We start from the raw sequence: 18,048 nt of genomic DNA on the forward strand, positions 1-18,048 counted from the left end.
GCCTGGCGGCGGGCGCGGCCGAGACGGCCGGGCGGGTATAGCTGCCGGCCGGCATCACGGTTTCATACATGCCTTCCCAGTCGAGGCCGTCCTCGGACGTGATCGACACGGCGGCTGCGGGTGCGGCGGCCACCGGCGCGGCCACGGGGGCCGGCGCAGGCGCCGGAGCGGCGGCCGGCGCGGCGGCGCCGGTCTTGCCCTCGATGGCGTCGGTCAGGATCACTTCCAAGTCGTGCGGCATCGGCGCCAGGCTGTGCGGCTCGGCGCCGTTGTTCAGTTCGGCGAGCTGGTCGGCCACGAAGCCGGACGCCTGCAGCGCCGCCTCGATCGCGATCGGCGTCACCGGCGCGGCGCCGGTGCGCAGCGCGTCGAACAGGTTCTCGGTCAAGTGGCAAGCCGCGACCATCGCCGGCAGGCCCATGAAACCGGCGCCGCCCTTGATGGTATGGAAGGAACGGAACACCGCGTTCAGTGTCTCTTTGTTGTCGGGGTCGCGTTCGAGCCGCAGCAAGTGCTCTTCAACGTTGACCGCCAGATCCATCGCCTCGACGACGAAATCCTTCAGCATATCGTCCATTAGAATCCCAGATCAGCAAGCAGGTCGTCGACATTGTCCTGGTTCAGCGCCACGGCCGGAGCCGAGGGGCCGGACATCAGGGACACTTCTTTTTGCGCGATTTTCTCGCGTACCGCCGGCGGCGCGTTGTCGCGCAGCAGTTCCGCCAGTTCGTGCTCCACCGTCTTGGTGATGTTCACGACCTTCTTGATCAGCTGACCGGTGATGTCCTGGAAGTCCTGGGCCATCATGATTTCCAGCAGCCGGGCTTTTTCGGCCTCGGTGGCGGCCGAGACGGCCACGGCGAAGGCTTGCGAATCGCCGGCGAGCTGCTTGAACTGGTCAAGGCTGAGCTTGCCCGCGAACAGGTCGGCCCAGCGGTTCTCCATTTCCTTGGATTTCTTCGACAGGGTGTCCTGCTCGGGCATGCCCTCGTCAAGCGTGTTGAGCACCTTGTTGGCGGCTTGTTCGGTCAGGGTGGCGACGTATTCCAGGCGGTCCTGGGCGTCGTTGATCTGCGACGAGGCCTCGGTCAGCGCCTTGTCGTAGCCCAGTTCGCGCAGCGAATCGTGCAGCAGGCGCACGATGCCGCCCAGACGCTCGAACATCGGCTTGTCGCCGCCCTCCTCGGCCTCGCCGCCTTCGGCGGCCGCGGCCGCGGGAGCCGGCGCGGCTGCGACGGGTGCGGGCGCCGGCGCGGCCGCGGCGGCCGACGACGACACCTCGTCGAACAGGCTTTCGAGGTCGTCTTCTGCGGCGGCTGGTGCGGGGGCAGGCGCTGGAGCGGGCGCTGCGGTCTTGCTCTGAGCGGACACTTCTTCAAATAATGCGTCGAAATCATCAGCGGCGTTGGTCATAATCCCTGCTTCTCCATAATTTGTAAAATTGCTGCCCTCAACCCTGCGTATTGATGACGCTCGGCAATAAAAAGCACTTATGCGAGTGTAGCAGGGCAACACGGAATTATTCAATCCCGGCGTCGGTCGACTGCCCTGTTCTCCGTCTCAAAGCCTTGTTTCGTTGTATTTGGAGATACTATCACCGGATAGATCGACTAAGGGAGCATTAAAGACACAAACGTGATGCTTGTGTGCAAAAAAGCCGCCGGGCAACTGTGAACAAGTGTTAAAGCGGCCGCCGGCGGGCCGGGCAAACAGCTTTTATTTGATAAACATCAAGTCTTTCCTTACTAACAATACTGTAAATCGCGACTACAATGGGAAGTAGGCCGCGTTGACAAAGGAGGCTCGCCATGTACCGCAAAATCCTGATCACCACCGACGGCTCGGCCGTGTCGAGCAAGACCGCGTGCGCCGGCGTGGCGCTGGCCGAGCAGCTCGGCGCCGAGGTGCTGGCCCTGTTCGTCGCGCCCGAATACCAGTATCCGATCTATGTCGAAATCATCCCGCCCAGCTATCCGAGCGAGGACGAATACCGCGCCGCGATGCTGCGCGCCGGCAAGGAGCACACGAAGGACGTGGTCGAGTCCTGCGCCCGCCGCAACGTCCGCTGCGAGGCGCTGACAACGTTTTCCGAGAGCGCCGCGCTTAAAATCGTCGACGTGGCCGAACACAACGCCTGCGACCTGATCTTCATGGGCTCGCACGGACGCAGCGGCTGGGGGCAACTGCTGCTGGGCAGCGTGACCAACAAAGTCTTGTCGCACTCGCGCATCCCGGTGCTGGTGCATCGCTTGATCAAAGAACCGGACCACAAATAAAATGCGGCCTGATTGCGGTTTCTGTAGTAAGATCGCAAGATTAATTCAAACACAACAGCATTTACTTCAGGTCACTTGAGATAGCCTCTTTATGATTCGAATAGTTATTGCGGACGACCACACCATCATGCGCGAGGGTCTCAAGCGCATTCTCGACGGTGCGCCCGACATCGATATCGTGGGCGAGGCGATCGACGGCTTCGAAGTGCTCGGCCACGTGCGCCAGGGCGGCTTCGACCTGCTGCTGCTGGACCTGTCGATGCCCGGGCGCAGCGGCGTCGACCTGATCCGCCAGATCAAGGCCGAGGCGCCCAAGCTGGCCATCCTGATCCTCACCATGCACGAGGAGGAACAGTACGCCGTGCGCGCCATCCGCGCCGGCGCCCAGGGCTACCTGACCAAGGAGAGCGCCGGCACCCAGCTGGTCGGCGCGATCCGCAAGGTCGCCTCCGGCCGGCCCTACATCAGCACCGAGGTGGCCGAGCAATTGGCGCTCAACATCATGATGCCGAACGAGAGCCTGTTGCATAAACAACTGTCGGACCGCGAATTCGAGGTGTTTTCCTTGTTGGTGGCGGGAAAATCGATCACCGAGATCGCCAACAGCCTGCACCTGAGCGTGAAGACCGTCAGCACGCATAAAACCCGCATCATGCAGAAAATGGGCATGAACTCGCTCTCGGAGATGGTCCAATATGCCGTGGCGCATCGCCTGTTGTCCCCCTTCAAAACCTGAAACCGGCCCGGGCAGTAGGAGTCCTCCTACAACCGTGCGCTGACGCCTACTCCCATATTCAGCCATTGCTGATATCTATCTCCTCCCTCTGTTGGCATACTGAAACCACACGATTGATGCTGCAAGGCTACATGCCAAGCAGCGAGATGCCATACGGCACATTTGCTGTACAAAATGTCATGCGGTCAACCGTCCCCGGCCCAACGAACAGAGTTACCTGATCAGGAGATCAACATGCTGTCAACGCAAACGTCTGAAATTCGCCCAGTCACCACCGCGACGGTGCAATCCTCTTCGATGGAGGCAGGCCGTCAGCGTCAGGGGCGGCTGTGGTCGAACCTGAAGGAGGTCTGCGACCTGCTGCACATCCCGGCGGCCGTCTCGGTCGCGACCGAGGAACTGCTGTTCCAGCACGTGCAGTTCAAGACGGGCCAGCGCATCCACACGATCGGCCAGCCGTTCGACACGCTGTACATCGTCAACTCCGGCTTCCTCAAGACCGTGCTGATCGACGAGTTCGGCAACGAGCAAGTGCTCAGCTTCCCGATGAAGGGCGACATGCTCGGCGTCGACGGCATCCACACCCGCCACTACTCGTCGGAGGCGGTGGCGCTGTCGGACTGCGACCTGATCCTGCTGCCGTTCAAGAAGCTCACCGCCCTCGGCCGCGTGCACCTGGAACTGGAAAACATGATGTACGGCGTCATGAGCCGCGAGCTGGTGCGCGAACAGGCCATGATCGGCATGCTCGGCGCGCTCAGCGCCGAGGCGCGCGTAGCGCGCTTCCTGGTGTCGCTGGCGGACCGGTTCGCGCAGATGGGCTACTCGAGCAAGCTGTTCAACCTGCGCATGACCCGCCACGAGATCGGCAGCTACCTGGGCCTGACCTTGGAGACGGTCAGCCGCACGCTGTCGGCCTTCAACGAAATCGGCCTCATCAGCGTCGACCAGCGCACCATCGGCATCAAGGACCCGGAGGCGCTCAAGACCTTGCGGCGCCTGCCGCCGTCGCGCACCCGCGCCAAACAACTGGCCGCGGCCAAGAGCAAGGCGGGCGAGGCGGTCACGCCCGGCCAGCTGCTCGCCACGCTGTAAGCCATATCGGGCAATTACCCAGCCTTGGGCCCGGCCTCCCCGCCGGGCTTTTTTTTGCCTGCCCCCCCGCAGCGCCGCGAACACCCCCACCTTCATTTCAAATAAGGCTTGCATTCCGTCCCGCCTTCCACAATAATGAATGCAAATACGAATCATTCTTATTTAAAGGAGAAACGACGATGACCACCACCCTGACCCTGCCCGTGTCGCAACCGGCCCGCCCTTCCCCCGCCCTGGTGTCCTCGGCGGTCTCGCCCGTCAAGCGCATCAGCAGCGCCGGCCTGATGGAGGGCGGCCGCGAACTCGAGATCGAACACGCGGGCCGCGTCTACCGCCTGCGCGTCACCCAGCTCAACAAGCTGATCCTGACCGCCTGATTCCTTTAATTCCGCTTGCCCCGGGCGCCGCCGCGCCCACTCCCCGAGTCGCCAGCCACACCGCCAGCCGCACTCCCAATTTCGATCCAGGAGCGTTTGATGGCCATAGACCGTAGCAATCCGATTTTTCTCGCCCCTTCGCAAGGCGGACATAATCCCGAACTGATGCTGTCCGCCGTGCTGCATCTGATGTCGCACTACATGGCCGGCGGCGACGCGGCCGGCGGCTGCGTCAAGCTGGCCTCGGTGATCGAGCGCCACCTGAAGGCGCTGGCCAGCCTGCCGGACCTGGCGCCGGTGCTCAGCGCCACCTGCCAGCAGTTGTCCGAGCAGTGGGCCACGGTGGTCGAACGCAATATGCACGAGCAGGAGAAGACCAATTTCCTCAGCCGCATCATGGCGCGCGCCCGCAGCGCGCCGGCCACCGCCTGAGGAGACGATCAGATGTGCGAAAAACACGATCCGCTGGCGGCCATCGTCGCCGCCGCCATGCCACGGCTGGGCACCGCCAACCCGGCGCCGGCCCAGGCCCAGCTTCCGGTCGGCGCCGACCAGCCCGCCGCCCGGCAAGTCGTCAAGCCCGTCATCAGCAACGTCGCCGCCATCCTCGCCGGGGAGCCGGAGGCGCACACCTCGCGCCGCCGCCGGCTGTGGGAGCTGGGCCACGCCTGCCATTGCCCGCTGGTCGGCGTCGGCTTCCCGCTGGGCGTGCTGCGCAAGCTGGTCGACAAGGTCACCAGCGGCAAGGTCGTCGCCGATGATTACGAGGTGCACGTGGGCGCCGTCACCGAATGCGCCAACCGCAACCGCCTGTCCGAGGCGCTGCAAAAGGAACTGGAACGGCGCTACGCGGCCGTGCTGCTGCGCTTCCGCAGCGCCAAGACGACCGAGCAGGTCGGCGAGCTGTGGCGCACGGCCGTGGCCAACGGCGACGTCGCCGGCGCCTTCTGGGCCGGCCTGACCCATCCGCGCTGCAGCAGCGAGCTCGAGGAACAGATGTGCCGCGACCTGCACATGGTGCAACACCAGGCCGGCGCCTGCGTGCGCGCCGACATCGGCAAGTTCAACGCCACCCTGGCCGAGAACGCGCGCCTGACGCACGACCTGGGCAAGGCCCAGCAGCGCGCCGCCGCCCTGCTGGCCGACAAGAGCGCCGACGCCGAGCGCCACGCGACGCAACTGATGCAGCTGCGCGCGCAACTGGTGGGCAAGGACAGCATGATCGATTCGCTGCGCACCGAGCTCGAACAGTTGAAGGAATCGATCCCGGGCCTGGAGACGCGCGCCAAGCTGGCCGAGCGCCTGGCCCAGATGGACGAGCGCGAGCGCGCGCTGCGCCAGCAGATCGCCGAGCTCAAGACCGAGGCGCTGCGCGCCGTCGAGCCGCCGGCGCCGATCCAGGAGGAAACGCGCCAGGTGGTCGAGCATGTCATGAAGATGCCGCTGCGCCTGAGCGACCGGGCCGTGCTGTGCGTGGGCGGACGCTCGGGCAACGTCGCCACCTACCGCGAGCTGATCGAGCAACAGGGCGCGCAGTTCGCCCACCACGACGGCGGGCTGGAGGACAACGCCAACCGCCTCGACGCCAGCCTGGCGGCGGCCGACCTGGTGATCTGCCAGACCGGCTGCATCAGCCACAGCGCCTACTGGCGGGTCAAGGACTATTGCAAGCGCACGGGCACCCGCTGCGTGTTCATCGACAATCCCAGCATCTCGAGCCTGGCGCGCGGCCTGGAGCAGGCCGGCGCCGAACCGTAACAATACCCGGCATAAAAAAAGCCCCCACCCGCGCTGAACACGGTCTTGACCGGGTTCAGGCTGGTGGGGGCTTTTGCTTGCTAAGCGGCGAGCCGGCTTAGAAGGTGTAGTTGCCGGTCATGTAGAACGTACGGCCCATCGGATCGGCGTAGCGTGCGTCGTAGCCGATCTGGTGGCCGGACGAAGCGCGCAGCGACAGCGGTGGATTGCGGTCGGCCAGGTTCTTCACGCCGGCGCGCAGGCTGAACTGCTTGGTCGCCTGCCACTTGCCCTGCCAGTCGAACGTCAGGTATGACGGCACTTCGATGCGGAACGTTTCGTTCTTGTTCGTGCCCAGGTTGTACGAGGTCGCCGACGCGTCGGTGTAACCGTTGCGGTAGTTGGCGATCAGCGAGTTCGAGAACGCGCCGGTGTCGAGCGTGGTGGCCAGGCGGATCACATGGCGGAACGCGACCTGGTCATCGATACCGAAGAAGTTCATGCTGTTGACCCAGTCGTTGCTGGTGCCCGGACGGGTGTAGTCCGACTTGAGCAGGTAGGTGCCGTTCAGCGTGGCGCTCAGGTTGCCGAAACCGAAGCGGTGACGGTAGGTCGTTTCCCAGTCGATACCCTGGTTGTGGGTCTGGCCGATGTTGACCGACAGCGTTTTCTTGGCCCACAAGGTCTGGCCGCTGCCTGGTTCCACGAAGGTGGTGAACAGGTCGCGGAACTGGACCGGATCGGCGAAGATCTGCGCTTCCGACACCGCCGAGACGGCGTCGCGGATCTTCACGTCCCACAGGTCGGCCTGGACGTAGAACGAGTTGGTCGGCTCGAAACGGAAGCCCACGGTGAACTGCTTCGACTTCTCGGGCTTGAGCTTCTCGTTGCCGCCGGAGAGGACGTTGTACTGGCTCTTGCCAACGCGGCAGTAGGCCGAGTTTTCCGCCGCCAGGTTGGCCGGGCATTCCCATGGCGAGGCGGTGAAGCCGGCCGCCACCAGTGGCTGGCCGATGTCGAGCATCGACGGCGCCTTGAAGCCGGTGCCGTACGAGCCGCGCATCAGGAACGACTGGGTCGGCTGCCAACGGGCCGACACCTTGTAGGTGCTGGCCGATTCCTTGTTGCCCATTTCGCGGTTGGCGATGTGGTTCTTGACCGCTTCGATGGTGTCGTAACGCGCGCCGGCGGTCACTTCGACGGTCTTGATCACAGGGATGATCATCTCGGCGAAAGCACCGTAGTTGTCACGTTCCATGTCGTAGGCCGGCGAAGCGCTGAAGCCGTAGATGTCCGACGAGGTCGCGTTCGGGGTTTGCTTGTAGTGGTAGTTGCGGTAGTCGCCGCCCAGACCGATGCTGGCCGCGCCGGCCGGCAGCTGGAACAGTTCGCGCGAACCGCGGAAATCGATACCCTTGAGCGTGGTCGAAGCCTCGCGGATCGAACCCTTGAACACCGAGTTGGCGATCAATTGCTTGGTGGCGGCGCTCTGCTCACCGGCGGCCAGGAACGGGTTGAACTGATTGTTGGCCAGCATGCTGCGGAACTCGGCGTTCTTCACGTAGCCGCCCTGATAGCGCTCGTCGATCGAGTTCTCCGACCAGGTCAGGCCGGCGCCGACGCTCCAGGCGCCGATCTCGCCCTCGGTGCCCAGCACCAGGTGCTTCGCTTCGGTGATGGTCTGGCTGTCGCGGGTGCCCCAGTCGTAGGTGCGGTAGGAGGCGGTGGCGCTCGTCAAGTTGGCGTCTTGCGCGGCGGTCAGGTACGGACGCACGTAGTTGTTGTACAGCTGCGAGCCTTTGGCCAGCGCGATCGACGCGGTGTTCGGCGCGATGCGGGCGGTCAGGTCCATGCGCGAGTACGCGGCCTCGGCGAACACTTCGAAGCTCTCGCCGACTTTGGCGGTACCTTTGGCGAACACGGTGTCGCGCTTGCTTGCCGGTACGATCTCGACGGTAGCGGCCGAATCGAAGCCGCAGTTCTGCACGGTGGCCGTGTTGTTCTTCTGCGGCTGGTTCATCGGGCCGCACTGGCCGTTGATGTTGCGGTACGGATTGAAGCCGATCGACGACGTCGACGTTGGCGTGCGGCCGTCGCGGTAGGTCGCGGCGACGTTGCCCGGCACGGCCGAGGTGCTCGAACGGTCGTGGATGTAGTTCTGGCCGTTCCAGCTGAATGGCAGGAACGAGCTGTTGGCGAATTCGCGGTCGGTGGCTTTGACGCGGCTGTTCTCGTCGTGGCGGGCCGACAGCAAAACGTTGTAGCGGTTGGTGTCGAGGTCGCCGAAACCGTAGGTGGCGCTGAAATTGCTCGACTGGCCGGCGCGGCTTTGGCCGGGCTGGCTGGCGGTCGCTTCGATACTGCCGCCTTGCAGGTTTTTCTTCAGGATAAAGTTGATCACGCCGGCGATGGCGTCCGAACCGTACAGGGCCGAGGCGCCGTCGGTCAGGATCTCGACGCGTTCAACCGCGCTCATCGGAATGGCGTTCAGGTTGATCGCGGAGCCCGAGCCTTGCGGGGCGATGCGGCGGCCGTTCAGCAACACCAGGGTGTAGCTTTCGCCGATGTTGTGGATCGAGGCGGACACGCGGCCGCCGGAGTTGGTGCCGGCGGCGATCGCGGCGACGGTGAAACCTTGCATCGAAGGCAGGGCCTGGATCAGTTCGGCAACCGAGGTGGCGCCGGTCTTGGCGATCTGTTCCGAGCTCAGGCGTTGCACCGGCAAGGCGCCTTCGACGTTGATACGCTTGATGGCCGAACCGGTGATTTCCACTTTCTGGATCGCCTGCTCTTGTGCCGACGCCTGACCCGCGAACATGGTGGTACCGGCCAGGACTGCGAGTGCCAGGCGCACGGATCGGGCGCCGACTTTCTCTTGCAAAATCATTCACTACTCCCTGTAATGTGGTTATATAAACTACATGAGCAAGGTGAATGCGTGCGCGTCGCGCTATGGCGGCCGAGACAGGCCTGGCGCGGATTCGGCCGCCGGGGGCCGCAACGCAGGACGGAAAAGGAACAGGCTAAGCGACGAGTGCGTAGGAACGGTCCTTGCTCATCAGGCGGGGATTATGTAACGGCTTTGTCACAAAAGGGGGATGTTTTAGGGCAATTTCCGGAAACAATAAGACAAAACGGCGAGAAATGTTGATTGTTTAGAAGCAAGCTATTATGAATAAACTTTATTTTGCAAAAGCGCGTTTCACCCATATGCAAGCGTGGCGTTTTTACCACATCGATATATATATCCCATCGTCAATATGACGATTTCAGTCAATAAACGTCGCGCTGATAACGCTTTTCAGTCACCAATGTATCCAACCGGGCACGCCCCAGTATCTGTTCGAGCGCCCCATCGACGCCCGCCGCCATCCCCTCCAGGCTGCCGCACACATAAATGGCGGCGCCTTCCGCGACCCAGGCGCGCAACTTGTCCGCGCGCACCGGCAGCAGGTCCTGCACATAGCGCGCGGCGCCGCCGTCGCGCGACCAGGCCAGGTCCAGGTCGAGCCGTCCCGCCTGGTGCAGCGCCGTCAGCTCGTCGCGGTAATGGAAGTCGTGCTCGGCGTTGCGCTCGCCAAACAGCAGCCAGTTGCGCCCCTGCCCGGCCAGCGCGCGCGCCCGGAGGTGGCCGCGCAGGCCGGCGATGCCGCTGCCGTTGCCGATCAGGATCAAGGGCCGCCCCGCGTTGTCCTCTAGCCGGAAGCGGCGGTGCTGGCGCAGCCGCAAGCGCACCGTCTGGCCCGGCTCGGCCTGGCGCGTCAGCCAGCCGGACGCCACGCCGTGGCCGCCGTCCTCGTGGCTGTGCAGGCGCACCAGCAGGTGCACGCCGCCGTCGGCCGGGACCGACGCGATCGAATATTCGCGCGGACGCGACGGCTCGGCCGGCGCGGCGATCTGCACCAGGTCGCCCGACTGCCAGTCCGGCAATACGCCGCCAGGCGGCGTCAGCTCCAGGTGGTAGACCGGCGCCCCCGCGCTGCCGGGGTTGAGCGCCACGCGCGCGCTCAACCGCCAGTCCTCGAACGCCGGCGCGCTCCAGTCCGGCGCGTCGCTGGTGCCGGCCAGGTGGCTCAACTGTTGCCGCCACAGCGCGATGGCGGCGTCGGCGCTGCGGTCGACCTCGATGCGCGGGAACAGGCTCTGCGCGCCGCGCGCGGCCAGCCAGGCGTCCAGCGCCCGGCCGAAGCCGCAGAATTGGCCGTAGGCGCTGTCGCCCAGCGCCAGCACCGCGTAGTGCAGTTGCGCCAGCGGCAATTCGGTGGTCATCAGGCGACTGGCGAAGGCGGCGGCGGCGTCCGGGGCGTCGCCTTCGCCGTAGGTGCTGACAAGGAACAGGATGCGCTCGGCGCGGCGCAGGTCGTCGGCGTCGAGCTCGGACAGCTCGCTGAGCTGGGCGGCGATGCCGGCCAGCCGCAACGTCGCCAGGGTTTGCTGCGCCAGCGCCTCGGCGTTGCCGGTCTGGCTGGCGTAGGCGACGATCCAGCCGGGCGAGGCCGAGGCCGCCGCCTCGGCCTTGGCGCGCAGCGCCGCCCGGCGTTTGCGGCGATGGCGCAGCCACGGCATCAGGCACACCAGGCCGTAGCTGGCGCCCAGGCCTGCCACCAGCAGCAATCGGGTAGGGTCGTCGGTCCAGATCATTCAGCTTATTCGTTTAGCATGCCGCGTAAATGGGAACTCATGTGTTCGGTGAAGCCGCCGCCGGCGTCGCGGGCGACGAAGCGCGCCGCCAGCCCCTGGCGCTCGGCCAGCGCCAGGCCCTGTTCGGCACCCAGCACCGTCAGCGCGGTCGACCAGGCGTCGGCCGCCATGCACTGGCCGTGCACCACGGTGACCGACGCCAGGTCGTTGGCGATCGGCATGCCGCTGCGCGGATCGATGGTGTGCGAATAGCGCCGGCCGTCGAGTTCGAAGTAGCGGCGGTAGTCGCCCGAGGTGGCCACCGCCAGGCCGTGCAGCGCCAGCACCAGCGGGGCGGGCGCCCACGCACCGGCGCCATCCTGCGCATCGCCCACCTCCTCCAGCGCCACCCACCACGGCTGGCCGTCCGGCTTGACGCCGGCGCCGCGCAGCTCGCCGCCGACCTCCACCAGATAATGCTCGACGCCCTGGGTTTTCAGATAGTAGGCCAGCCGGTCGACGCTGTAGCCCTTGGCCACCGCCGACAGGTCGAGCTGCACGCCGCCCGGCTGCAGGGCCTTGCGGCCTTCACGCTCCAGCCGCACGCCGGCGGCGGCCAGCTGGGTCCGCGCGACGGCGATCTCGTCGGCGGAAGGGGGAACGAATTCAGGCTGGTCAAAGCGCCCGTAGGGCCCGAAGCCCCACAGGTTGACCAGGGTGCCGGCGCACGGATCGTAGGCGCCGCCGGAATCGCGCGCCACCCCTATCGCGAACGACAGCACGTCGAAAAATGCCGGCGGCAGGGCCAGCCAAGTGCCGGCCCCGGCGCGGTTGAAGCGGCCGAGGTCGGAATCGGTTTCCCAGTGGCTCATCTCGGCCACGATGGCATCGAGCTGCCGTTGCAGCCCATGCTGGAGATGGTCGAGCGCAAGGTGGCCGGGCGAGCCTTCCGGCGCGGCCACCAGCCGCACCGACCAGCTGGTGCCCATGCTGCGGCCGGCGAAATCACGGATCACGCCGCCCGCCGGCGCCGGGTCTTCGGAAATATGATGAGGCAGGAGAACCCGGCGCATGCGGAGCGGCTTATTCCGGCAGGATTTCGACCGTCGCCGCGTAGCTGGCGCGGCGCGGCGCCATCTGCGGCGGCTGGCCCGGCACCTGCGGCGCGGCCGCCGGCCAGCTGCTGCTGACCATGTACATGCCGGCCGCCGGCAGGGTGAACGTCAGCTCGCCCTTGGCGTCGGTGTTCTGGCGGATCTCGCCCAGGGTGCCGCGATAGCGCACGCCGCCCGGGATCAGGCTTACGCCCTGGTTGGCCGCCGGCTTGCCGTCGAGCAGGAAACGCCAGGTCGCCTTCTCGCCGGCGCGCAGGTCGTTCGGATGGGTGACGGGCACCATCTCCAGGCCGACGCCGGTGGTCTTGAAGACCGCCATGTCCGGGTCGCCGGTGGTGACGAAGGTCTCCAGGCGGCTGTCGGTGCGGGTGAGCTTGACATCGGTCGCGTCGGCCGGCACGTCCTTGGCCAGAGTTTCCTCGGTGCCACGGAAGCGCTTCATCTCGCCGGCCGCGTTCTTGTAGCTGCCGAACACATTCTTCGACACCAGCTCGATCTTATAAGTGCCCGGCTTGGGCAGCTTCAGGTCGAAACTGTTGCGCATCTTGCCGTTGGCGACGTTCTGCTTTTCCAGCTTGGCGCCATCCGGGCCGGTGATGACGACGGTGTCGATCTTCAACGGCTGGTGGTCGACGTCGAACAGGCCTTCGGAGATGGCGGCGTCGATGGTGACCCAGGCTTCCTTGCCCTCGACGAGGGTCGACGTCGGCAGCAGCCACGGCTTGTGCGCGTGCGCCGTCAGCGCCATGCCGGCCAGCGCCAGCGCGGCCAGTGATTTGTTCAGTGTAGACATGTCCCCTGCTTTCTTATGGTTTCAGTTGTACAACCACGGCGCCCAGTTCTTCCTTGCCCTGGCCGGTGAGATTTTGCGCCGACTTCGGCGGCCACTGCAGCGGCACCTTGACCACTTCGCGTCCGCCGGCCTCGCGCGCCGCCTCCACCAGCAAGGTGTAGTTACCGGCCGGCAGCTTGTCGAGCGCCGCCTTGGCGCCCGGGAAGGTCAGCGACACTTCGCCCGGCGCCTTGGTCGCGCCGCTGACGCCGTCCATCGGCATGGCGACGTCGCGCCCGGTCTTGCGCCACCACTGGCGCATGTCCTTGAGCCACTTGGTGCCGGCGTTGTCCTTCTTCTTGGTGTCGTACAGCACGGCCAGGTTGGTCACCACTTTCTGGTCGGCGTTCTCCAGCCACGCGGCGATGTAGGGGCGGTGGTATTCGGCAACGTTCAATTGCGGCACGTCGAGTTTGAGGGCCAGATCGGCGCCCATGGCCGAGGCGCTGGCCAGCGGCAGGCTCAACGCGATGGAATAACGTAATTTCATGGAGTACCCGGGGAGAGATAGTTAATGGATGAACAGCAAAGCGATGACAAACGGAATCAGAATACCCAGGCCGACCATCGGCCAGGTGAACGGCCGGTTGGCGGCGTGGAATTTCAGGATCAGCAAACCGGTGATGCAGAACACCAGGCAGGCGCCGGCGAAGATGTCGATGAACCAGTTCCACGCGGCGCCCGTGTTGCGGCCCTTGTGGACGTCGTTGAGCCATGAGATCCAGCCGCGGTCGGTCTTCTCGAATTCGGCCGTGCCGTCCTCCAGCGCGATGCGCACCCAGGCATCGCCGCCGGCCTTGGGCATCGGCAGATAAACCTCGTCGGCCGCCCATTCGGCGGCGCGGCCGCCGGCCTGCACCTTCCAGGTGTCGCTCAACCATTGTTCGGCGGCCGCCGGCAGCGGCTCCTTGGCGCCGTCGTGGTCGGCGGCGTAGGCGCGCAATTGCGCCGTCAGCGCCGCCGGCACCGTGGCCTGCCGGCGCACCACCGTCGGCTTGGCCTCGATCTGCGAGGCGTGGTTCAAGGTGATACCGGTAATGCTGAACAAAAACATGCCGAGCAGGCATAAAGCCGAGCTGATCCAATGCCACTGGTGCAGGTTCTTCAGCCATACCGCGCGGCTGGCATTGCTGGCTTGTTGAGCGCTCAAATCATGTCCTCGGTTCGGTGAAAGTGTTGCCTTTGAGCCAGGCACAAACACAAATGATAATTATTATCATTTACGTTGTCAACCTGTCCAATGTAACGCCTGTGTAAAGTTCCTTGTGTAGGCTAGCGTGAGAACGCGTACAGAGCGCGGCCCGGGCGACGCGTATGCTGGGGCCGTATCATCCTTTTGTCATGGAGGCGCATCATGCCGCTGTATTCGCAAGACCAGATCAACACCATCTCCGCCAAGATCAAGGATGTGCGTTTCGGCATGTTCACCACCTTCGACGCGGAACACGTGCTCACCAGCCGTCCGCTGACCACCCAGCAGCTCGACAACGAGGGCAACCTGTGGTTCTTCGCCTCGGACGAAGCGGCCTTCATGCTCGACCTGCCGCAGCATCCAGGCGTTAATATCAGCTACTCCGACCCGGAGCGCAACCTTTACCTGTCCATCTCGGGGCGCGCCTACGTGCTCAAGGACCGCGCCAAGGCGCGCGAGCTGTGGAACGCGTCCGCGCGCAGCTGGTTCCCCGACGGCGTCGACGATCCGCACCTGACCCTGATCCGCGTGCGCATCGAGTCGGCCGAGTACTGGGACGCCGGCTCGACCAAGATGAAACAGCTGGTGCAGATCGCCCGGGCCGCCATCACCGGCCGCGCGCCGGTGGCCATGGGCCGCCATACCACGATCTGCCTCTGACCCGGGCAGTCCTCCCCGCCCGACGCCGGAACCAAGCCGGCGCTTGATGGTCTGAACCGGACAGGCGCGCGTCCGCGCCTCATGGGGAGGAACAATCATGGGCAAAACCATCGGTATCGATTTAGGCACCACCAACTCCTGCGTCGCCGTCATGGAGGGCGGCCAGGCCAAGGTGATCGAGAACGCGGAAGGCGCGCGCACCACGCCCTCGGTGGTCGCCTATCTGGACGACGAAATCCTGGTCGGTGCGAGCGCCAAGCGGCAAGCCGTCACCAATCCGAAAAACACGCTGTACGCCGTCAAGCGCCTGATCGGGCGCAAGTTCGACGAGGCCGAGGTGCAAAAGGACATCCACCTGATGCCCTACACCATCATCCGCGCCGACAACGGCGACGCCTGGATCGAGGCGCGCGGCAACAAGCTGGCGCCGCAGCAGGTCTCGGCCGAGGTGCTGCGCAAGATGAAGCAGACCGCCGAGGCCTACCTCGGCGAGAAAGTGGGCGACGCCGTCATCACGGTGCCGGCCTACTTCAACGACTCGCAGCGGCAGGCCACCAAGGACGCCGGCCGCATCGCCGGGCTCGACGTCAAGCGCATCATCAACGAGCCGACCGCCGCCGCGCTGGCCTTCGGCCTCGACAAGAGCACCCAGGGCGACCGCAAGATCGCCGTCTACGACCTCGGCGGCGGCACCTTCGACATCTCCATCATCGAAATCGCCACCGTCGAGGGAGAAAAACAGTTCGAGGTGTTGTCGACCAACGGCGACACCTTCCTCGGCGGCGAGGACTTCGACCAGCGCGTGGTCGACCACATCATCGCCGAGTTCCGGCAGATCAGCGGGGTCGACCTGGGCCGCGACCCGATCGCCCTGCAGCGCATCAAGAGCGCCGCCGAGCGCGCCAAGATCGAGCTGTCGTCGACGCAGCAGACCGACATCAACGAACCGTACGTCGCCATGGCCAACGGCTCGCCGGCCCACCTGGGCATCAAGCTCACGCGCGCCAAGCTCGAGTCGCTGGTCGAGGACCTGGTCGCCCGCACCGTCGCGCCATGCCGGACCGCGCTCAAGGACGCCGGCCTGGGCGTCGACGAGATCGACGACGTGATCCTGGTCGGCGGCATGACGCGCATGCCGCGCGTGCAGCAGGCCGTGCGCGAGCTGTTCGGCAAGGAGGCGCGCAAGGACGTCAACCCCGACGAGGCGGTGGCGGTGGGCGCGGTGATCCAGGCGTCGGTGCTGTCGGGAGAGCGCAGCGACGTGCTGCTGATGGACGTCACGCCGCTGTCGCTGGGCATCGAGACGCTGGGCGGCGTGATGACCAGGATGATCCCGAAAAACACCACCATCCCGACCCGCTTCAGCCAGGTCTACACCACCGCCGACGACAACCAGCCGGCGGTGACGGTCAAGGTCTACCAGGGAGAGCGCGACATCGTCAGTGGCAACAAGCTGCTGGGCGAATTCAACCTGGTCGGCATTCCGCCGGCGCCGCGCGGCATGCCGCAGATCGAGGTCAGCTTCGACATCGACGCCAACGGCATCCTGCACGTGGGCGCCAAGGACAAGGCCACCGGCAAGGAAAACCAGATCACCATCAAGGCCAACTCCGGCCTGACCGAGGCGGAGATCCGCAAGATGGTCCAGGACGAGGTCGCCCACGCCGAGGACGACCGCCGCGCCAAGGCGCTGGTGGAGGCGCGCAACGCCGCCGACGCGCTGCTGCACACCACGCGCAAGACCCTGCGGGAGCACGGCGACAAGCTGGCCGCGCCCGAGCGCGCGCGCATCGACGACGCCGTCGCCGCGCTCGATGCGTCGTTGAAGGGCAACGACCAGGCCGACATCGAATCGAAAGCGGCGGCGCTGTCGACGGCGGCGCAGAAGCTGGGCGAGCAGATGTATGCGGGAATGAACGGCGGCGACGCGGGAGCTGGCGCCGGGCCGGCCCCGGAAGCCGGACGGCGACAGGAACAAACGCAGGACGATGTGGTCGATGCGGACTGCAAGGAAGTGCGTAAATAACGAAACGGATAAAAGTGCCCGGCCCAAAAAAAAGACCTGCGGACGTGACGTCCGCAGGTCTTAAAACGGCCGGTCCCAGAGGAGAAGGCGCCAGCCGCACATCAATCGCCCATCAGGATTTCGAGCCCGAGCTGCCCGTGGACCCGGAGCGGCTGCCGCCACGGCTGGCCTTGCCGCCCCCTTCGTCGTCATCCTCGTCGCGCGCGCTGCCCTTGTTGCCGCCACCCGAACCGGAGCGCGAGGCGCTACTGGCGCTTTGGCTGTTGGGATCGTTTTTGTGGCTCATCGCGCCCGCGCGGCGCGCCTCTTCCGAAGTGAATTCGTGCGCCGTGCCTTTTTCATGGGCAGCGCGGCCGCCCTCGGCCGCGATCTGCCGCTGCTGCTCCGGGTCCATCGAAGCGAAGCCGCGTTTTTTGGGCTCGCTCTGTTCATTGCCCGACTTGCCGCCTTGCTTGCTGCCCCGACTGCCGCCGTGGGTACCGCTGGTATCGTTAGTAGCCATGATCGTCTCCTTGGATGAATCGCATCATCCCTGCTTGCTACACAGGTGGATACATCCTAGTGCACGACCCAGCGGCGTAATATAGGACATGCGCAGCAGAGAATGTAGGACCATTCCCTGCACAGCGTCCGCCACCGGCGTCGACACCGCCGGCGCCCCCCTACATCGGCGCGACATGCGGTTTGACAGGCACTTCGACCACGGTATCGCCGCTGGTGACGAACAGCCGCTCGCCCGGCTCGGGCAGCACCGGATGGCCGCCCGTGAAGGCCCCGAACGCCGGCAGCACCACCCGGCCCTCGCCGACCAGAAAGCACGGCAGCAGCAGCGAATCCCAGCCGGCGCGCAGGCGGTACACCGGATGCACATGGCCGGCCATCAGATAGCCAGCCACCAGCAGGTCGGGATGGTGGCAGAACGCGAACGGCGCCTGCCGCAGCGGCTCGTCGACCATGTCGATGCCCAGCCGGGCCGGCGGATCGCCGGCGTGGGCGTCGTGGTTGCCGCGCACCACCGTCAGCTTCAGCGCCGGCCGCGCCAGGCGCCAGCCGTGGATCGCCGTCATCGTCGCCTCGGCGTGCGCCGCCTTCGCGTGCAGGAAGTCGCCGAGGAACAGGATCTCGCGCACCGCGTGCCGCGCCAGCAGGCCGTCGAGCGCGCGCAGATTGGCCGACGTCGTCCCGCCCGGCACCGGCACGCCCAGCGCGCGGAACGAGGCCGCCTTGCCGAAGTGGATATCGGCGATGATCAGCATTTTTTCGCGCGGCCAGTACAGCGCCTTCTCCGGCAACAGCAGCACCTGTTCGCCCGCCAGCTCGATGGCCAGGGTTCCCGCCATGCCGGCGACGCCGGCTTCCTCCATCTGTTGTGCCTTGCTCAT

Annotated in this window: 18 protein-coding genes; 8 read left to right on the forward strand and 10 right to left on the reverse strand. The window is 65.6% G+C overall.

The window, feature by feature from the left end; genetic code table 11:
• Together MRBLMU1_RS07815 and MRBLMU1_RS07820 are read right to left on the reverse strand one after the other, a co-directional pair.
• The coding region (locus MRBLMU1_RS07815; RefSeq protein WP_363499438.1) for an Hpt domain-containing protein at positions 1 to 577 on the reverse strand (577 nt) is incomplete at its 3' end.
• Positions 577 to 1,413 carry a protein phosphatase CheZ gene (locus MRBLMU1_RS07820; protein ID WP_363499440.1) on the reverse strand — a complete coding sequence of 279 codons (837 nt, stop codon included), beginning with the start codon at positions 1,411 to 1,413 and terminating at the stop codon, positions 577 to 579. The genes MRBLMU1_RS07815 and MRBLMU1_RS07820, both read right to left, overlap by 1 nt.
• A gap of 395 nt (positions 1,414 to 1,808) precedes the next feature.
• Between MRBLMU1_RS07820 and MRBLMU1_RS07825 the strand changes: the two genes are divergently transcribed.
• The 6 genes from MRBLMU1_RS07825 to MRBLMU1_RS07850 all read left to right on the forward strand — a co-directional run bounded on the left by MRBLMU1_RS07825 (position 1,809) and on the right by MRBLMU1_RS07850 (position 6,242).
• On the forward strand, positions 1,809 to 2,276 hold the full coding sequence (locus tag MRBLMU1_RS07825; RefSeq protein WP_363499442.1) for a universal stress protein: 468 nt from the start codon (positions 1,809 to 1,811) through the stop codon (positions 2,274 to 2,276).
• Between the two features lie 91 nt (positions 2,277 to 2,367).
• Complete coding sequence (locus MRBLMU1_RS07830) at positions 2,368 to 3,012, forward strand: response regulator (RefSeq protein ID WP_090314830.1); 645 nt, start codon at positions 2,368 to 2,370, stop codon at positions 3,010 to 3,012.
• A gap of 297 nt (positions 3,013 to 3,309) precedes the next feature.
• A complete protein-coding gene (locus MRBLMU1_RS07835) occupies positions 3,310 to 4,107 on the forward strand; it encodes a Crp/Fnr family transcriptional regulator (RefSeq protein WP_363499774.1) in 798 nt (265 codons plus the stop codon).
• Between the two features lie 179 nt (positions 4,108 to 4,286).
• Positions 4,287 to 4,484, forward strand: coding sequence for a hemin uptake protein HemP (gene hemP, locus MRBLMU1_RS07840; RefSeq protein ID WP_363499445.1), 198 nt, complete (start codon positions 4,287 to 4,289; stop codon positions 4,482 to 4,484).
• Between the two features lie 99 nt (positions 4,485 to 4,583).
• The gene (locus MRBLMU1_RS07845) at positions 4,584 to 4,916 is read left to right on the forward strand and encodes a hypothetical protein (RefSeq protein ID WP_363499447.1); all 333 of its coding nucleotides are present in this window, start codon (positions 4,584 to 4,586) and stop codon (positions 4,914 to 4,916) included.
• 12 nt (positions 4,917 to 4,928) lie between these two features.
• Positions 4,929 to 6,242 (forward strand): DUF2325 domain-containing protein, encoded by a 1,314-nt coding sequence (locus MRBLMU1_RS07850; RefSeq protein WP_363499449.1) that lies wholly within the window; start codon positions 4,929 to 4,931, stop codon positions 6,240 to 6,242.
• Between the two features lie 97 nt (positions 6,243 to 6,339).
• Here MRBLMU1_RS07850 and MRBLMU1_RS07855 read toward each other — a convergent pair whose 3' ends face one another.
• The 6 genes from MRBLMU1_RS07855 to MRBLMU1_RS07880 form a co-directional block, all read right to left on the reverse strand.
• A complete protein-coding gene (locus tag MRBLMU1_RS07855) occupies positions 6,340 to 9,108 on the reverse strand; it encodes a TonB-dependent receptor (protein ID WP_363499451.1) in 2,769 nt (922 codons plus the stop codon).
• 386 nt (positions 9,109 to 9,494) lie between these two features.
• Positions 9,495 to 10,862 (reverse strand): sulfite reductase subunit alpha, encoded by a 1,368-nt coding sequence (locus MRBLMU1_RS07860; RefSeq protein WP_363499453.1) that lies wholly within the window; start codon positions 10,860 to 10,862, stop codon positions 9,495 to 9,497.
• A 5-nt stretch (positions 10,863 to 10,867) separates the two neighbouring features.
• On the reverse strand, positions 10,868 to 11,914 hold the full coding sequence (locus MRBLMU1_RS07865) for an FAD:protein FMN transferase (protein WP_363499455.1): 1,047 nt from the start codon (positions 11,912 to 11,914) through the stop codon (positions 10,868 to 10,870).
• A 10-nt stretch (positions 11,915 to 11,924) separates the two neighbouring features.
• Positions 11,925 to 12,749 (reverse strand): DUF4198 domain-containing protein, encoded by an 825-nt coding sequence (locus MRBLMU1_RS07870; RefSeq protein ID WP_363499457.1) that lies wholly within the window; start codon positions 12,747 to 12,749, stop codon positions 11,925 to 11,927.
• A gap of 13 nt (positions 12,750 to 12,762) precedes the next feature.
• The gene (locus tag MRBLMU1_RS07875) at positions 12,763 to 13,278 is read right to left on the reverse strand and encodes a DUF2271 domain-containing protein (protein ID WP_363499459.1); all 516 of its coding nucleotides are present in this window, start codon (positions 13,276 to 13,278) and stop codon (positions 12,763 to 12,765) included.
• Positions 13,279 to 13,299: 21 nt separating this feature from the next.
• A complete protein-coding gene (locus MRBLMU1_RS07880; RefSeq protein ID WP_363499461.1) occupies positions 13,300 to 13,938 on the reverse strand; it encodes a PepSY-associated TM helix domain-containing protein in 639 nt (212 codons plus the stop codon).
• Between the two features lie 204 nt (positions 13,939 to 14,142).
• On the opposite strand from MRBLMU1_RS07880, the gene MRBLMU1_RS07885 reads away from it, so the two are divergent.
• The gene (locus tag MRBLMU1_RS07885; protein ID WP_363499463.1) at positions 14,143 to 14,640 is read left to right on the forward strand and encodes a pyridoxamine 5'-phosphate oxidase family protein; all 498 of its coding nucleotides are present in this window, start codon (positions 14,143 to 14,145) and stop codon (positions 14,638 to 14,640) included.
• Between the two features lie 97 nt (positions 14,641 to 14,737).
• Positions 14,738 to 16,666: a molecular chaperone DnaK gene (dnaK, locus tag MRBLMU1_RS07890; RefSeq protein ID WP_363499465.1), complete on the forward strand. Its 1,929-nt coding sequence runs from the start codon at positions 14,738 to 14,740 to the stop codon at positions 16,664 to 16,666.
• 112 nt (positions 16,667 to 16,778) lie between these two features.
• On the opposite strand, the gene MRBLMU1_RS07895 is transcribed toward dnaK, so the two are convergent.
• Both MRBLMU1_RS07895 and pdeM read right to left on the reverse strand, forming a co-directional pair.
• Positions 16,779 to 17,168 (reverse strand): KGG domain-containing protein, encoded by a 390-nt coding sequence (locus tag MRBLMU1_RS07895; RefSeq protein WP_363499467.1) that lies wholly within the window; start codon positions 17,166 to 17,168, stop codon positions 16,779 to 16,781.
• A gap of 160 nt (positions 17,169 to 17,328) precedes the next feature.
• Positions 17,329 to 18,048, reverse strand: coding sequence for a ligase-associated DNA damage response endonuclease PdeM (gene pdeM, locus MRBLMU1_RS07900; RefSeq protein WP_414646040.1), 720 nt, complete (start codon positions 18,046 to 18,048; stop codon positions 17,329 to 17,331).

Source organism: Burkholderia sp. LMU1-1-1.1 (assembly GCF_040675865.1).
GTDB lineage: Bacteria > Pseudomonadota > Gammaproteobacteria > Burkholderiales > Burkholderiaceae_D > Rugamonas.

Coding starts and splice junctions, on each gene's coding strand:
- MRBLMU1_RS07820 (WP_363499440.1), bottom strand. CDS start 1,413: ATGACCAACGCCGCTGATGATTTCGACGCATTATTTGAAGAAGTGTCC.
- MRBLMU1_RS07825 (WP_363499442.1), top strand. CDS start 1,809: ATGTACCGCAAAATCCTGATCACCACCGACGGCTCGGCCGTGTCGAGC.
- MRBLMU1_RS07830 (WP_090314830.1), top strand. CDS start 2,368: ATGATTCGAATAGTTATTGCGGACGACCACACCATCATGCGCGAGGGT.
- MRBLMU1_RS07835 (WP_363499774.1), top strand. CDS start 3,310: ATGGAGGCAGGCCGTCAGCGTCAGGGGCGGCTGTGGTCGAACCTGAAG.
- hemP (WP_363499445.1), top strand. CDS start 4,287: ATGACCACCACCCTGACCCTGCCCGTGTCGCAACCGGCCCGCCCTTCC.
- MRBLMU1_RS07845 (WP_363499447.1), top strand. CDS start 4,584: ATGGCCATAGACCGTAGCAATCCGATTTTTCTCGCCCCTTCGCAAGGC.
- MRBLMU1_RS07850 (WP_363499449.1), top strand. CDS start 4,929: ATGTGCGAAAAACACGATCCGCTGGCGGCCATCGTCGCCGCCGCCATG.
- MRBLMU1_RS07855 (WP_363499451.1), bottom strand. CDS start 9,108: ATGATTTTGCAAGAGAAAGTCGGCGCCCGATCCGTGCGCCTGGCACTC.
- MRBLMU1_RS07860 (WP_363499453.1), bottom strand. CDS start 10,862: ATGATCTGGACCGACGACCCTACCCGATTGCTGCTGGTGGCAGGCCTG.
- MRBLMU1_RS07865 (WP_363499455.1), bottom strand. CDS start 11,914: ATGCGCCGGGTTCTCCTGCCTCATCATATTTCCGAAGACCCGGCGCCG.
- MRBLMU1_RS07870 (WP_363499457.1), bottom strand. CDS start 12,749: ATGTCTACACTGAACAAATCACTGGCCGCGCTGGCGCTGGCCGGCATG.
- MRBLMU1_RS07875 (WP_363499459.1), bottom strand. CDS start 13,278: ATGAAATTACGTTATTCCATCGCGTTGAGCCTGCCGCTGGCCAGCGCC.
- MRBLMU1_RS07885 (WP_363499463.1), top strand. CDS start 14,143: ATGCCGCTGTATTCGCAAGACCAGATCAACACCATCTCCGCCAAGATC.
- dnaK (WP_363499465.1), top strand. CDS start 14,738: ATGGGCAAAACCATCGGTATCGATTTAGGCACCACCAACTCCTGCGTC.
- MRBLMU1_RS07895 (WP_363499467.1), bottom strand. CDS start 17,168: ATGGCTACTAACGATACCAGCGGTACCCACGGCGGCAGTCGGGGCAGC.
- pdeM (WP_414646040.1), bottom strand. CDS start 18,048: ATGAGCAAGGCACAACAGATGGAGGAAGCCGGCGTCGCCGGCATGGCG.